General features: G+C 72.0%; 13 protein-coding genes. 3 read left to right on the forward strand and 10 right to left on the reverse strand.

The window, feature by feature from the left end:
- Positions 1-4: 4 nt before the first annotated feature.
- Entirely contained in the window at positions 5-445 is a 441-nt protein-coding gene (locus ABD785_RS10290) for an Lrp/AsnC family transcriptional regulator (RefSeq protein ID WP_344825290.1), read from the forward strand.
- Here ABD785_RS10290 and ABD785_RS10295 read toward each other — a convergent pair.
- Positions 442-582 carry a hypothetical protein gene (locus ABD785_RS10295; RefSeq protein WP_344825292.1) on the reverse strand — a complete coding sequence of 47 codons (141 nt, stop codon included), beginning with the start codon at positions 580-582 and terminating at the stop codon, positions 442-444. The two genes, ABD785_RS10290 and ABD785_RS10295, sit on opposite strands and share 4 nt — an antisense overlap.
- Positions 583-942: 360 nt before the next feature.
- On the opposite strand from ABD785_RS10295, the gene ABD785_RS10300 reads away from it, so the two are divergent.
- Complete coding sequence (locus ABD785_RS10300) at positions 943-1,425, forward strand: hypothetical protein (protein WP_344825295.1); 483 nt, start codon at positions 943-945, stop codon at positions 1,423-1,425.
- A 93-nt stretch (positions 1,426-1,518) separates the two neighbouring features.
- Positions 1,519-2,208, forward strand: a complete 690-nt coding sequence (gene trhA, locus ABD785_RS10305) for a PAQR family membrane homeostasis protein TrhA (protein ID WP_344825298.1) — start codon at positions 1,519-1,521, stop codon at positions 2,206-2,208.
- A 21-nt stretch (positions 2,209-2,229) separates the two neighbouring features.
- Here trhA and ABD785_RS10310 read toward each other — a convergent pair whose 3' ends face one another.
- From ABD785_RS10310 to ABD785_RS10350, 9 genes are all read right to left on the reverse strand, one after another.
- A complete protein-coding gene (locus tag ABD785_RS10310) occupies positions 2,230-3,189 on the reverse strand; it encodes an N-acetylglucosamine kinase (RefSeq protein ID WP_344825301.1) in 960 nt (319 codons plus the stop codon).
- Positions 3,186-4,439, reverse strand: a complete 1,254-nt coding sequence (locus tag ABD785_RS10315; protein ID WP_344825304.1) for a 6-phospho-beta-glucosidase — start codon at positions 4,437-4,439, stop codon at positions 3,186-3,188. Before ABD785_RS10315 ends, ABD785_RS10310 begins: the two co-directional genes overlap by 4 nt.
- Entirely contained in the window at positions 4,436-5,320 is an 885-nt protein-coding gene (locus ABD785_RS10320; RefSeq protein WP_344825307.1) for a carbohydrate ABC transporter permease, read from the reverse strand. The genes ABD785_RS10315 and ABD785_RS10320 overlap by 4 nt, the downstream gene beginning before the upstream one ends.
- Positions 5,317-6,312 carry a carbohydrate ABC transporter permease gene (locus ABD785_RS10325; RefSeq protein WP_344825310.1) on the reverse strand — a complete coding sequence of 332 codons (996 nt, stop codon included), beginning with the start codon at positions 6,310-6,312 and terminating at the stop codon, positions 5,317-5,319. The genes ABD785_RS10320 and ABD785_RS10325 overlap by 4 nt, the downstream gene beginning before the upstream one ends.
- 7 nt (positions 6,313-6,319) lie before the next feature.
- Positions 6,320-7,642, reverse strand: a complete 1,323-nt coding sequence (locus ABD785_RS10330; RefSeq protein WP_344825313.1) for an extracellular solute-binding protein — start codon at positions 7,640-7,642, stop codon at positions 6,320-6,322.
- Positions 7,639-8,817: an ROK family transcriptional regulator gene (locus tag ABD785_RS10335; protein WP_344825316.1), complete on the reverse strand. Its 1,179-nt coding sequence runs from the start codon at positions 8,815-8,817 to the stop codon at positions 7,639-7,641. Before ABD785_RS10335 ends, ABD785_RS10330 begins: the two co-directional genes overlap by 4 nt.
- A gap of 141 nt (positions 8,818-8,958) precedes the next feature.
- The gene (locus ABD785_RS10340) at positions 8,959-9,660 is read right to left on the reverse strand and encodes an AMP-binding protein (protein WP_344825319.1); all 702 of its coding nucleotides are present in this window, start codon (positions 9,658-9,660) and stop codon (positions 8,959-8,961) included.
- A 96-nt stretch (positions 9,661-9,756) separates the two neighbouring features.
- The gene (locus ABD785_RS10345) at positions 9,757-12,144 is read right to left on the reverse strand and encodes an ATP-binding protein (RefSeq protein ID WP_344825322.1); all 2,388 of its coding nucleotides are present in this window, start codon (positions 12,142-12,144) and stop codon (positions 9,757-9,759) included.
- Entirely contained in the window at positions 12,145-14,523 is a 2,379-nt protein-coding gene (locus ABD785_RS10350; protein ID WP_344825325.1) for an ATP-binding protein, read from the reverse strand.
- Between the last annotated feature and the right edge of the window lie 50 nt (positions 14,524-14,573).

Below are 14,573 nucleotides of genomic sequence, written 5' to 3' on the forward strand. Positions count from 1 at the left end.
GGTCGTGGAGGACACCGACAGGCAGATCCTGCTCCTGCTGGCGCAAGACGGCCGCATGAGCTTCACCGACCTGGCCAAGGAGACCGGTCTGTCGGTCTCGGCCGTCCACCAGCGGGTCCGGCGCCTGGAGAAACGCGGAGCCATCAAGGGCTTCAGCGCCCACCTGGACCCCGACGAGATCGGCCTCCCCCTCACGGCCTTCATCTCGATCAAGCCGATCGACCCCGCCGCCCCCGACGACGCCCCCGAACGCCTCTCCCACCTCGACGCCATCGAAGCCTGCCACTCGGTCGCCGGCGAGGAGAACTACATCCTCAAGGTCCGCGTCGCCACCCCCTCGGCCCTGGAGGACCTCCTCAAGAACATCCGCTCCGCCGCCAACGTCAACACCCGCACCACCGTCGTCCTCAGCACCCCCTACGAGGGCCGCCCCCCGCGCCTCTAGCGGCCGGCGGCCGGGTGCTCGTTGCCGAATCGCGGAGGGTCGGCGCCCTCCAGTCCCAGGTCCCGCCGGGCGCATTGGGCGATGAGGCGTGCCGCCCGGTCGGTGGCGTCGAGCGACCGGCCTGGTTCGGTGGACATCAGGGCGAGCGCCGCCGTGAGCTCGTCGGCGGCCCCGCTGATCCCGGAGCCAGCGCCCGTTCTCCAGACGGTCCTGGCGACGTTGCGCCACGAAGGCGCTCCCCGCCGTGAGGAAACCTTGCCTGGGCCCCGGAACTCCGGGCTGTGCGGCTCGAGAACCTTCGACGTACCGTGACGGCACCTGGGATCGACCAGACCCCCGCAGCCCGCTGTCCCCCTCCAGGGACGGCGGGCTGCTCCTTCCCCGGCACTCGCGGTGGACCCGTCCCGCCTTCCCCAGGGACGGGCACCCTGGCCCACCGGGTCCGCGTGTTCGGAGCGGCTCCGGCCTGATCCGGTCTCGGGCGTGATGGTGCGGCCTTGGCCGGTGGACCGTGCGTCGTCGCCGACTTCGGGAAGACGCCGACGGTGAACGACATCCTCATCTCCAAGAGGCGCGGCGTCGAGCTGATCAGGGCGCCGAAGAAGGCCGGGACTCCGCGGGGGATCGGGGCCGGGTCCACGTTCAAGCAGGTGAAGAAGGCCTATCCCGGTCTCGCGTTCCAGGACGAGGGTCCGGCGGTCGCCAGGAAGCGCAAGGCGGCGCTGAGCGCGCGCAAGGCCGTCATCGTGCTCATGCCCGACTACGAGTACGGGAAGGCGGCCGGGAAGAGGACCACGCGGACGTTCGCGGCGTCACGGACGATCTGCCGCCTGTTCACCGACGCCAACGGGGGAGCGTACAAGCGGGTGAGCGTCGCCGGGCTCCGGAAGACGCTGGACTCGACACCGGGTGGGCTGCTGCTCGCGCTGGCCGTCAGCAAGGGCGAGATCACTAAGGTGTACCAGGTCTTCCGGTCCTGACCGGGGAAGGATCGAGCCGGAGGACGGGCGTCGTCGCGCCTCTCCGGGATGCCGCCGGGTTGGTGGCATTCTGTGGGCGGGGGGTGGCAGGGCGTGGTTCTGCTGGATGGCGACGCGGGTGCGGACCGGGTCGTGGGGAATTGGGTTCGGGTCAGGCCCCGGTTGCGGGGGGCGCTGCACGCGGCGGTGTTCCCGCCGGTGCTCGTGGCCGGGACCGTGCTGGTGGCGGTGGGGTCGACGCTGGCTCACCGGCTGGCGGCGGTGGTGTTCGTGCTGGGGTCGGTCCTGCTGTTCGGGGTGTCGGCGGCGTTCCACCGGGGGCGGTGGACGCCCCGGGTCTCCCTGGCGCTGCGGCGGCTCGATCACGCCAACATCTACCTGGTGATCGCGGCGAGCTACACGCCGTTCGCGCTGTCCTGCCTGGACGGGCGGGGACGGGCCGCGGCCCTGGTGGCCGTGGGCGCCGCGACGGCCGCGGGGATCACGGTGCGGATCGGGTGGCACCGGGCGCCGCGATGGGTGACGGTGGGGCTGTACCTGGCGTTCGGGTGGGGAGCGGTCCTGCTGCTGCCGCGCCTGATTTCGGAGGCGGGACCCGCGGTGGCGGCGCTGACCGTCGCGGGCGGCCTGACCTACAGCGCGGGCGGTGTCGTCTACGCGCTGCGCCGGCCCGACCCGGTGCCCGCGGTGTTCGGCTATCACGAGGTCTTCCACGCCTTCACCGTGGTGGGGTACGGGATGCACTTCACCGCTGTCGCCCTGCTGGTGACCGGCACCGCCTGAGGGCGGTGCCGGTCCGGTGGATCAGCGGGGCCAGGACGCCCTGAGCCGCTCGTGGGCGGCCGGAGCCGCGGCCAGATGGTCGAGGCCGAGGAGGGCCGCGCCGAGGATCGGCGGGGCGTCGGCGTAGACGAGGGTCGCGGCGGGTGCCAGCCGGGTGAAGGCCGCCGAGAGCGCCGCGGCCAGCAGGGGATCGCGGGCGGCGAGGAGCCCGCCGCCCAGGACGATCTCGACGGGCGAGGAGAGCTGGCCGGTGCGGCGCAGGGCCACCTCCGCCATGCCGACGACCTCGTCCGCCAGCCGGTGCAGCGTCTGGAGCGACAGGGCGTCACCCGCCGCGGCCTCGGCGAACAGGACCGGGGTCAGGTCGAGCAGAAGATCCCGGTCGAGCTCGCCGCCGTGCACCGCCAAGACCACGTCCACGGCCGTCGACCGGCCGAAGTGCGCGGCGACCGCCCCCGTCAGGGTGGTCGCGGGGCCCCGGCCGTCCTCGCCGCGGACGGCGTGGAACAGGGCGGCGTCGCCGACGTCCTCGCCGCCGCCCCAGTCGCCCGACAGCATCCCCAGCGCGGGGAAGCGTGCCACGGATCCGTCCGGGCCGATCCCGACGGCGTTGATGCCCGCCCCGCACACCACCGCCACTCCCCACGGACGGCTCGTGCCCGTCCGCAGCAGCGCGAACGTGTCGTTGCCGACCGTCGCCTCCCGCGACCAACCCCGGCTCAGGATCTCCTTGCGCAGCGCGACCTCCTCCTCGGGCAGGTCCGCGCCCGCCAGGTAGGCCGCGATGTGCGCGATCTCCGGCCGCCCGGCGCGGTCGAGAGCCTCCTCGACGGCCCCCGCCAGCACGTCGACCGCACCACCGACCCCGTCATCGTGCGGCTGGAAGCCCCCCGTCCTGGCCGTCGCCAGGACCTCGCCCTCGGCCGTCACCACGGCGACGTCCGTCTTGCTGTTGCCGCCGTCCACGGCCAGGAGGCTCATGCCCATGACAGGTGGTCGCGGTCGGCGGCGATGAGATCGCCGGCCAGCCGGTCGGCGACGTCGGCCTGCCCGACGAGCGGATGGGCGAGAAGCGCCGTGGCGACCCGCTCGAACCCGCCGTGCAGCGCGGCCTCCAGAGCGAGATCCTCGTACGCCGCGACATGCGCGACCAGGCCCGCCATCAGCGGATGTAGCGGTGCGACGGGCAACGGCGCCGCCCCCGTCGCGGTGACCCTCGCGGGCACCTCGATGACCGCGTCGTCGGCCAGGAAGGGCAGCGTGCCGTCGTTGCGGACGTTGACGATCTGGGTGTCGCCCCGGTCACCCAGCAGCGACGCCACCAGGTCGACCGCCGCCTCGGAGTAGAACGCCCCGCCCCGCTGCTCGAGCAGCTCGGGCTTGGTGTCGACGGTGGAGTCGGCGTAGATCTCGAGCAGCTTTCGCTCGATCGCCGCGACCTCCTGCGCCCGCGGCGGTGACGCGAGCTGCTCCCGCACCACCAGATCGTGGGCGTAGAAGTAGCGCAGATAGTAGGAGGGGATCACCCCGAGCCTCCGCAGCAGCGCGGCGGGCAGCCCGACGTCGGCCGCGATCTCGTCGCCGTGCCGGTCCAGCAGGGACGGCAGGACGTCCACGCCGTCCAGGTAGACCGCCCGCTCCCAGGTCAGATGGTTCAGCCCCACATGGTCCAGCCGCACCCGGGCGTGGTCGACCCCCAGGTTCGCCGCGAACCGGCGCTGGAACCCGATCGCGACGTTGCACAGCCCGACCGCACGGTGCCCGGCCCGCTGGAGCGCCCGCGTGACGATCCCGACCGGGTTGGTGAAGTCCACCAGCCATGCTTCGGGCGACAGCGCGCGGACCCGCTCGGCGAGCTCCAGCACCACCGGGACGGTTCGCAGCGCCTTGGCGAGCCCGCCCGCCCCGGTCGTCTCCTGTCCCACGCAGCCGCAGGCCAACGGGAAGGTCTCGTCGACGTTGCGGGCGGCCTGCCCGCCGACCCGGAGCTGGATGAGGACGGCGTCCGCGCCGGGCACCGCCTCCTCCAGCGACGTCGTGGTGGTGACCAGACCGGGATGCCCGGCCCTGGTGAACATGCGCCGCGCCACCCCGCCGACCAGCTCCAGCCGGTCGGCGGCGGGGTCGACGAGCGCGACCTCGGACAGGGGCAGGGTGTCGCGCAGCCGCGCGAACCCGTCGATCAGCTCCGGTGTGTAGGTGGAGCCGCCCCCGATGACAACGAGTTTCAACCCTTGACTCCCGTCAGTGTGACGCCCTGGATGAACACCCTCTGGGCGAGGAAGAACACCACGATCACCGGTACGACGGTGACCACGGTGGCGGCCATGGTCAGGTTCCACTCGACGTGGTGCTGGGCGCGGAAGGAGGCCAGCCCGATCGCGAGCGTCCAGCTGCCGGGGTCCTGGCTGGCGTAGACCAGCGGGCCGTAGTAGTCGTTCCAGGCGTAGAAGAACTGGAACAGGGCCACCGCGCCGATCGCGGGCCTGGCCATGGGCAGGATGATCCGGAACATGGTCCGGAACTCGCCGCAGCCGTCGACCCTGGCCGCGTCGGCGTAGTCCTTGGGGATGGTGATGAGGAACTGCCGCAGCAGGAAGATCGAGAAGGCGTCGGTGAACAGCAGCGGCAGGATCACCGGCCAGAGCGTCCCGGTCAGGCCGAACCGCGACCACACGATGTACATCGGCACGACCGTCACCTGCGGCGGCAGCATCATCATCGTGATGACCAGCACGAACGACAGCTTGCGTCCCCTGAACCGGAACCGGGCCATCGCGTAGGCCACCGGGACGCTGGAGATCAGCATGAAGATCGTGGCGAGGGCCGCGTACATGAAGGTGTTGCGGATCCACAGCCACATGTCGGAGCCGAAGACGTCGGCGAAGTTCGACCACGCCCACCGCGACGGCCACAGCGACCCCGACAGCGCCTCGTCGTCGGTCATGACCGCGGTGAGGAACAGGAAGAAGAACGGCGCGAGGAAGATGATCGCGAGCGTGATCGCCAGGGAGTGCCGGGCGATCCAGTAGAGGGTGAGCCGCGTGCGGCGGGGCCTGCGCGCTGGACGCTGCTGGGAGGCCGGCAGGGGCCGGTCCACGGTGACGGTCATGATGCCTCGTCCTCGCCGAAGGCGCTGAAGCTGCGCAGCAGGAACAGCGTGAAGAACATGGAGATGGCGAACAGGATGATCGACAGGACGCTCGCGTAGCCCATGTTGAACTGGCGGAAGCCCTCGTCGTTGAGCCACTGGGGGAAGGTCAGCGTCGACCCGTTCGGGTAGCCGGGCAGCAGGACCTGGCCCGGGAGGTCGGTCTGCCCGCTGGCGACCTTCCCCGCGACGATCGCCTGGGTGAAGTACTGGAGGGTCTGGATGACGCCCGTCACCGCGGCGAACATCAGGACCGGCTGGACGGTCGGCAGCGTGATCCGGCGGAAGCGCTGCCAGGCGCCGGCCCCGTCGATGGAGGCGGCCTCGTACAGCGACTTCGGCACGTCGAGCAGCGCCGCCAGCAGGATGATCATGACGTCGCCGACGGACCAGAGCGCGAGGAGCGTCAGGCCGGGCTTGGACCAGGAGGGGTCGTTGAACCAGTCGGGGGCGGTCCAGTGCGTGCCGAGGACGGAGTTGAGCGGGCCGAGGAGCACGCCGTCGATCAGCGAGTTGATCGGGCCCGTCGCCGGGTTGAGCAGGAACACGAACGCGACGGCCCCCGCGACGGGCGGCAGCAGGTAGGGCAGGTAGAAGATCGCCCGCAGGAGGCCGCCGCCCCGCTTGACATGCGTGAGGAGCTGGGCGATGCCCAGGCCGAACAGCACCCGCAGCGGCACCATGACGGCCACCAGCCAGAGCGTGTTGAGCAGGGCCTGGTGGGCGTCGGCGTCGGTCCAGAAGAACTTCCAGTTGTCCAGGCCGACCGGTTCGAGGGTGAACAGGTCGTACCGGAAGAAGGAGAAGTAGAAGGTGGCCAGCAGCGGATAGGCGAAGAAGAACGCGAATCCGATCAGCCAGGGGGACAGGAACATCAGGATCCGGAGCCGACGGCGGCGCCGCTCGCGCGACGCCGCCGGGCTCCGCGTCCCGGCGAGGGATGCGGAGGTCATCGGCGGATCAGCCGCCCGCCAGCTTGATGGCCTTGTCGATCTTCGTGGCGAGGTCGGTGAGGCTCTTGTCCAGATCGGTGACCTTGCCCGGTTCCCACTGTTCGGCGAGGAACTTCTGGGTGTCGGTGATGTAGGCGTTGCCGTTCACGGTCGGCGGGCTGGACTTGCTCCCCGGGTTCTTGAAGATCTCGGTGAAGGTCCTGAACTGCTCGGGCAGCTTCAGGTTCGGCGAGGCGGCCGACTCGAACGTGCTGGGCACGTTGCCGATCTCGTTGGCGAAGGAGACGAGGGCGTCGGTGTCGGTGGTGAGGAACTTGACGAACTCCCACGCCGCCTGCGCGTGCTCGGACCCCTTCGGGATGCCGATGAGGGTGCCCGACAGGAACCCGGCGCCGTAGCTGGCGGCCCTGTTGTCGGCGGTGAACACCGGTGCGGTGCCGTAGTCCAGGTCGGGGGCCTCGTTCTGGATGAACTTGGTGCGCCACTCGCCGTCGATGGCCATCGCGACCTTGCCGGCCTGGAACGGGTTGTTCTTCTCGAACTCCTGGCCCAGGCTGCGGATGAACCTGGTCATCTTGGCGAACCCGTAGAAGTCGACGAGCGCCCTGTTGAACTCGGCGAACTCCCTGAACTGCGGGTCCGTCGCGACGCTCGATCTGCCCTGGTCGTCGAACCAGGTGAGGCCCCAGGTCGGGCCGACCCGGTCGGGGATCATCTCGTAGTAGGACGCCGAGGGGATGAAGCCGGCGACCTTGATCGAGCCGTCGGGGTTGAACTTGGTGAGCTTCTTGGCCAGCGCGAGCATCTCGGCGGCCGTCTTCGGAGGCTGGTTCCCCTCCATCAGCTTCTTGTTGTAGTAGAGGCCGTAGGTGTCCGACAGCAGCGGCATCGCGCACTGCGTGCCCTTGAACCGCGTGTAGTCCAGGATCGCCTGCGGGAAGTACTTCGCCAGGTCGAGGCCGTCCTTCTGCTTCCAGGGGCCGAGGTCCTGCCACGCGCCGGTCTTGCACCAGGCGCCGAGGCTGTCGGTGGTGAAGGACGACACGACGTCGGGCGCGTTGCCGCCCCGGATCGCCTGGGTGATCTTGTCGTCCTGGATGCCCTTGACCAGCTTGACCTTGATGTTGGGGTGCTTGGCGGTGAACATGTCGGTGACGTGCTGGATGGCGGCGACCTCCTGGTCGGCCGTCCACCCGTGCCACACCTCGATGGTCTGCTGCTCCTCGGCCTTGGGACCGGTGTTCACGTCGGTCCTCTTGGCGCCGGAGGTGCATCCGGCGAGGGCCAGCGCGGCGGTCAGGGCCACCGCTGCGATCGGACGGGTTCTCACTGCTGTTCTCCTTGGGGGATCGGGAGGGAACGGGAGAAGATCTCTTCACGGGCCCTGCCGAGCGCCGCGAGGAGGGCGCCGGACAGGACCGGGTCGGCTTCGAGGGCGCTGAGCGCGACCCGGGGGCGGGGCACGGTCAGGCAGTGGAGTTCGTGTTCCACCCGCCGGCGCAGCTCTTCGCCGCCGGCGGTGGCCAGATCCCCGGCCAGGACGACCAGGGACGGATCGAGGACTCCCACGACGGGGGCGAGGGTGAAGGCGAACCGCTCCGCCAGGGCGTCGAGCGCGGAACCCGGGGCACGGGTGATCATCGCTGCGGGGTCGGTGCCGCGCGCCCCGTGCTCACGCAGCAGCCTGAGCTGCGCCGAGCGTCCCAGGAACGCTTGGACGCCACCGGTGTGGGTGCGGCGCGGATGGCGCATGACCGGCGCGGTCGCCACCGGCATGTAGGCGATCTCGCCCGCGCCTCCGGTGGCGCCGCGGTGCAGGGCGCCGCCGATCACGACGGCCATGCCGATGCCGTCGGCGACCCAGACGTGCACGAAGCACGGGACGTCCCGGGCGACGCCGTGCTCCGCCTCGGCCAGCGCGGCCAGGTTGACGTCGTTCTCCACCATGACCGGCAGGGCCAGCGACTCCTGGAGCCGTTGGACCAGGTCCGGGCCCTGCCAGCCGGGAATGTGGGCGGCGTAGGCCAGCCGTCCCGTCCCGGGGTTGATGGCGCCCTGGATCGCGATCACGACCTGGTCGAGCCGGTCGCGGGACAGCCCGGCCGCCGCGGCGGCGCCGTCGGCCGCGGCGACCGCCCGGGCGGCGGCGTCCACTCCGGAGCGGCCGGGGGTCTCCAGGACGAAGGAGCCGGTGACCCGGCCCGACAGGTCGGCGACCTCGGCCGCGATCCGCAGGGGGGAGACGTCGAGGCCGCAGACGTAGGAGGCCTCGGCGTTGATCCGGTACAGCTCGGCCGACCGGCCGGTCGCTCCCTCGCGGACGCCGTCGAGCACGACGAGCCCCGCCTGCTGGAGGCGGGCGAGCATCGCCGAGGCGGTCGGCTTCGACAGGCCGGTCAGTCTGCCGATCTCCGGCCTGGTCAGCGGCCCCTGCGACAGCAGGAGCTCCAGCGCGGCCCGGTCGTTGATGGCGCGCAGGAGGCGCGGGACGCCAGGGGTGCGCATGCCGTCTCCTCTCGACGCGAAGGTTCGGAAAGTTTCCTAACCTTTGCTTGGAGGAGAACGTTAAGGTCCTTTCCTAACTTTGGGCAAGAGGTGGTGACCGGATCGTTATCGGTGGTGGGAGGGGTGGCGGGCGAGGGCGCCTCAGATGCGCTGCGGGGGGCGTCCCGGCTCGGCCACCACCGTGACCAGGCGGGCGTCGTGCAGGCCGCCGGCCACCAGGAGCGCGCCCCTGGCCAGTACGAGGGCGATCAGGGCCGAGAGATGCGGTGAGGCGTCGGGGCACCAGCCGACCAGGACCACGTCGGACGGGAGCAGGCGCAGCGGCTCGTCCATCCGGTTCATCATCGAGAACAGGTCGGCGTGGTTCAGGCGCCGCCCGTCCGGCAGGACGAGGGCGTCGCGCAGCGGCGAGGGTCCCGGCAGCATGATCGGGCCCCGGGAGTGCAGTGAGGCGAAGTCGACCGTGCCCTCGGCCTCACCGAAGCACACGACCTGCCGGACCCGCGAGAACTCGGCCGCCTCCACCGCCAGGCCGGCGAGTTTCGGCGTCGTGACGATCATCCGGGCGTCCAGGTCGGTCAGCCGCCGTGCCAGGTCCTCCGCCGTGTCCGGGACGGTCAGCGGCGCGGCCACCGCACCCGCCGCCAGGATGGTCTGCACCGCGAGGGCGTGCGCCGAGATCGTGTCCGTCAGCACGGCCACCACATGACCGGGCCTGGTGCCCCTGGCGCGCAGCCCCGTCGCCACCCCGGTGATCTCGGAGGCCAGCCGCCGCCGGCTGAGGCTGACGCCGACCTCCATGTCGATCAGCGCGGGACGATCGTCGGCGGGGGGAAGATTCATGGACCGAGGTTCGCATTCCCCGCCGCCCAGCACATCGCCTGATATGTGTAGCGACATATGTAGACGCGACCGGATCCCGTCCTGGACATGGCCCCGTCAGGCCTGTTCGGCGACCCAGGTCGCGATCTGCGCCCGCGAGGAGTACCCGAGCTTGGCCAGGATGTTCGACACATGCCGGGCGGCCGTGGCCTGGCTGATCGTCAGTTCCTCGGCGATCCGGCGGTTGGACAGGCCCCGCCCGACCAGCAGCGTGACCTCGGTCTCGCGGTCGGTGAGCAGCCCGTCCGGCCGGATCAGCGCGACCCGGTCGGGCTGGGGCGGCCCGGCCTGCGTGAGCGCCTGCTCGACGACCCGGTTCCATGGCATGACCCGGCCCTGCGACCACAGCCGGGTCACCTCGGCGGCGCCGATGGCGGCTCGGGCCGGGCCGAGGATGCCGGGGGAACCGGTCGTGGCGGCCGCGTCGGTGAGGGCGTCGGCGGCCCCGGCGAGCAGGACGGCCCGCACATGGTCGCCCTGCCGCAGCGACAGCTGGGCCAGCGCCTCGACGAGCTCGCGGCCGTGGACGCGCACGCCCAGCTCACGGCAGAGCTCGATGCCCTCCCGCAGCCGCACCCCGGCGGTGGCATGGTCCCCGACGCGCGCCGCGACCCGGCCGAGCCCGATCAGGCAGCGGATCCGCTCGCCCCGGTAGTCGATGGAGAAGTCGGGGTCGAACAGCAGCTCGCGGGCCATCTCGTAGTGGCGCAGCGCGGCGGGCAGATCCCCGCGCGTCTCGGAGATCTGGGCGAGCCCGATGAGGCCCAGGGCCATGCCCCAGTCGTTGGCGCCGCGCAGGACCTCCAGCATCCGGTCGTAGGCCTCGCCCGCCTCGCGCAGCCGGCCGGCGAACTGCGCCGCCTGGCCGATGCCGTAGTGCACCAGGTACTGCAGACCGCGGTCGCGGTCCTCCTGGGCGACGGCGAGGGCCCGCTCCGCGCTCAGCCCGCCCGGCAGGCCGAGAACGTGGGCCACGACCGAGGCGGCGACCAGCCCGGACCGCCCCTCCGTCTCCGAGCACGACCGGAGGGCCCGGGAGGCGGCCAGGGCGGCGCCGTCGAGGTCGCCGCAGAACAGGCAGATCATCGACCGGAAGGCCAGCGCCTTGCCGCGCAGGGCGTCGGGCACAGACTCGGTCCCCTCGGCGCCCAGCAGCCGGTCGAGGACGGTCAGCCACTCCTCGAACATGCCGTGACCGAGAACGCCGAGCTGGATGTCGGTGAGCAGTTTCAGGCCGGTCGCGGTGCGCCCGCTCGCGGCGGCGAAGTCCAGCGCGGCGAAGAAGTTCGGGAGGACGCCCTCGCACATGGCGTAGTAGCGCTGGAGCTCGGGCCTGCGGTCGGGGTCCTGGCGGGTGACGAGGTCGGAGCAGACGACGCCGATCGCGGCCATGCCGTCCAGATGGAGGCCGCGCAGCGTGGCGTCCTCCTCGGGCGTGAATTTGTCGCGGGCGAAGTCGCGGATGGTGTCGAGCATCCGGTAGCGGGTCTGCCCGCCCGGACGGCCGTCGACCAGGACGAACGACTTGTCGACCAGATCGGTGAGGGAACCGAGCACGTCCGTGACGTCCGGGGCCACGGCCTCGGCCAGGCTCAGGGTCCAGCCGCCGCGGAAGACGGTGAGCCGGCGCAGCAGGGTGCGGGCGTCGTCGCCGAGCATCTGGTGCGACCACTCGACGGTCGCGCGCAGGGTCCGGTGCCGGGCGGGAGCGGTGCGGGGACCGTCGCGCAGCAGCCGGAACCGGTCGGACAGCAGATCGGCGATCTGCTCGACCGACAGGACCCGGGTCATCGCCGCCGCCAGCTCGATCGCCAGCGGGACGCCGTCGAGCTGGGCGCACAGGTCCCGGACGGTCTCGGCCCGCACCGCCGACCAGTCGGCGTGCGGAGCGGCTGCCCCCGCCCTGGCCAGGAACAGGGACTCGGCGTCGCTGCGGACGAAGGGGGCTGCGGGCTGGAGCGCCAGCGGCGGCACCCGCCACAGGTTCTCGCCGTGGATCCGCAGCGGTTCCCTGCTGGTCGCGAGGATCGTCAGGGAGGGGCAGGCGGCCATCAGGTCGGTGCAGAGCGTCGCGCAGGCCTCGACCAGATGCTCGCAGTTGTCGAGGATCAGAAGCTGGCGCCCGGTGGACAGGGCCGCGGAGACCGTGGCGAAGCCGCCGCCCGGCACGTCGGTGCCGGGCACGGGGTCGAGGCCGAGGGAGGAGGCGAGGCGTTCCAGCAGCGGGCCGCCGTCGTGCAGGTCGGCCAGCTCCACCAGCCACACGCCGTCGCCGAAGGCGGCCCCGGTCTCCTGGCCGACCCGCACCGCCAGCCGGGTCTTGCCGATGCCGCCGGGCCCGCACAGGGTGACCAGCCGGCACGCCGGCACCAGCCCGACGAGTTCGGTGACGTCGTCGGTGCGGCCGATGAACGCGCTGGCGGCGTGCGGCAGGGTCGCCCCCATTCAGCGCTCCACCTGGTGGGCGGCCACCCAGGAGGCGATCTGGGCGCGGGAGCTGAAGCCGAGCTTGGCCAGGATGTTCGACACGTGCCGGGCCGCGGTCGCCTGGCTGATGTACAGCTCCTCGGCCAGCCTCCGGTTGGACAGCCCGCGGGCGACGAGCGCGGCGATCTCGCTCTCCCGCTCGGTGAGCGGCCCGCGGGGCACCTGCCCGGTGCCGGGACCGGGCTGCGGAAAATCGATCACCCGCGCCTCGGACGGTGCCAGGGCCCGTGCCACCACCCGGTTCCACGGCATCAGCCGGCCCTCGCGCCAGAGCCGGTCGACTTCGGCCTGGCCGAGGGACTTCCTGGCGGGGTCGAGGATCTCCTCGGCGCCGCCCTCGGCCGTGGGGGTGCGTTCGCGCAGCGCGTCGGCGGCCCCGGCCAGCACGACGGACCGCGCGTGGTCGCCCTCCCGGGAGGCCAGCAGGGACAGGGCCGCCACGAGCTCCCAGGCGTAGGCCCGCATGCCGAGCCCGCGGAACAGCTCGAGACTCTGCCGGAGCAGCGTCGCGGCGCGCGCCCGGTCGCCGGTGCGCAGGGCGACCCGCCCGAGCCCGGTCAGGCAGCGGATCCGCTCGTTGCGGTGATCGATGGCGTCCTCGGCGTCGAACAGCAGTTCCTTGGCGTTCGCGTAGTGCTCGAGGGCCGCGGTCAGGTCGCCGCGCGCCTCCGCGACCTCGGCCAGGCCGATGATCCCCATGGCGCGCGGCCAGTAGTTGTCCTTGGCGATGAGGGCGACCATCTTGTCGTAGGACTCGGCGGCCTCCCGCAGGGCTCCGCGCCGCTGGGCGGCCTGCGCTCCCACCAGGTGGGCGACGACCCGCATGCCGAGATCGCCGTCGGCCTTCGCCCTGGCGATGACCTCCTCGCCGGTCAGCCCGCCCTCGACCTCCAGGACGCCGGCGAGGAGGGAGGCGAGGCTCAGGGCCGGGCGGCCCTTGGGCCCCGTCGACAGCGGGATCGCCTCGGCGCAGGCCTTGGCGGCGGCCGCGTAGTCGCCGCAGTAGGCACCGATCATCGCCCGGATCGCCAGGGCGCGGCCGCGCAGCCAGGGCTCGATGTCGGCGTGGGCGAGCATCCGGTCGAGGCCGTTGAGGTACTCCTCGAACTTGCCGTGGCCGAGAATGGCGAACTGCATGTCGGTCAGGGCGCGGAGCCCGGTCCGCGGACGGCCGGTGGCGTCGGCGAAGGCCACCGCGTGGAACAGGTTGGGGATGATCGCCTCGAACACCACGTAGAAGCGCTGGATCCCCGTCCGCCCGTGGGCGACCAGCAGGCCGCCCTCCCGGGACAGCGCGGCCATGCAGTCGAGGTGCCGGATCCGCAGCCGCGTCTCCTCCTCCTCGGTCATGGCGCTCCTGGCGAAGTCGCGGACGGTGTCGAGCATCCGGTAGCGGGTCCGGCCGCCGGGACGCCCGTCGACGAGGATCAGGGACTTGTCGACGAGCTCGGTCATCGACCCGAGCAGGTCCTCGACGTCGGTGCAGACCGCCTCGGCCAGATCGAGGGTCCAGCCGCCGCGGAAGACCGTCAGCTGTCTGACCAGCGCCCGAGCGTCGGCGCTGAGCATGTCGTCGGACCACTCGACGGTCGCCAGCAGCGTCTGCTGCCGGGCGGGGGCGGTGCGGGGGCCGCCGCTGAGCAGGGCGAACCGGTCGGAGAGCCGTTCGGTGATCTGCGAGACGGAGAGCACCCTGGTCATCGCGGCCGCCAGCTCGATCGCCAGCGGGATGCCGTCGAGGGCGGAGCACAGGGACTGCACGGACGCCCGGTCGAACTCCTCGTGCGGAGCGGCGGCCCGTGCCCGCTCCAGGAACAGCAGCTCGGCGTCGCTCGGGGCGTTGTCGGGCGACGGCAGCAGCGTCATCGGCGGGACCCGCCACAGCGTCTCACCGGGGATGCGCAGGGGCTCCCGGCTGGTGGCGAGGATCGTCAGGGACGGGCAGGAGGCCAGGAGCCTGTCGGCGAGCACGGCGCACGCGTCGATCAGGTGCTCGCAGTTGTCGAGGACCAGGAGCTGCCGTCCCTGGGACAGGGCGGCGGCGACCTCGTCGTAGGTGCTGGCGCCGCTCTGCACGTTCAGGCCGAGCACCGAGACGAGCCGCTGCAGGAGGGTGGTCTCCTCGGCGAGGTCGGCGAGCTCCGCCAGCCAGACGCCGTCGCCGAACGATCCGCCTGTGCTCTCGGCGACGCGCAGCGCCAGCCGGGTCTTGCCGATGCCGCCGGTTCCGCAGAGCGTGACCGACCGGCAGACCGAGACGAGCTCGGCCAGTTCTTTCACGTCGTCTTCACGGCCCACGAACCGGTTGGGCGGGGTCGGAAGCGTCGGAACGGGCATGACACCTCGGGGGAAGTCGGTGACAGTGCTACCCGGAGTGTTTCACCCGT

Source organism: Actinocorallia longicatena, from assembly GCF_039534125.1.
GTDB classification, from domain to species: domain Bacteria; phylum Actinomycetota; class Actinomycetes; order Streptosporangiales; family Streptosporangiaceae; genus Actinocorallia; species Actinocorallia longicatena.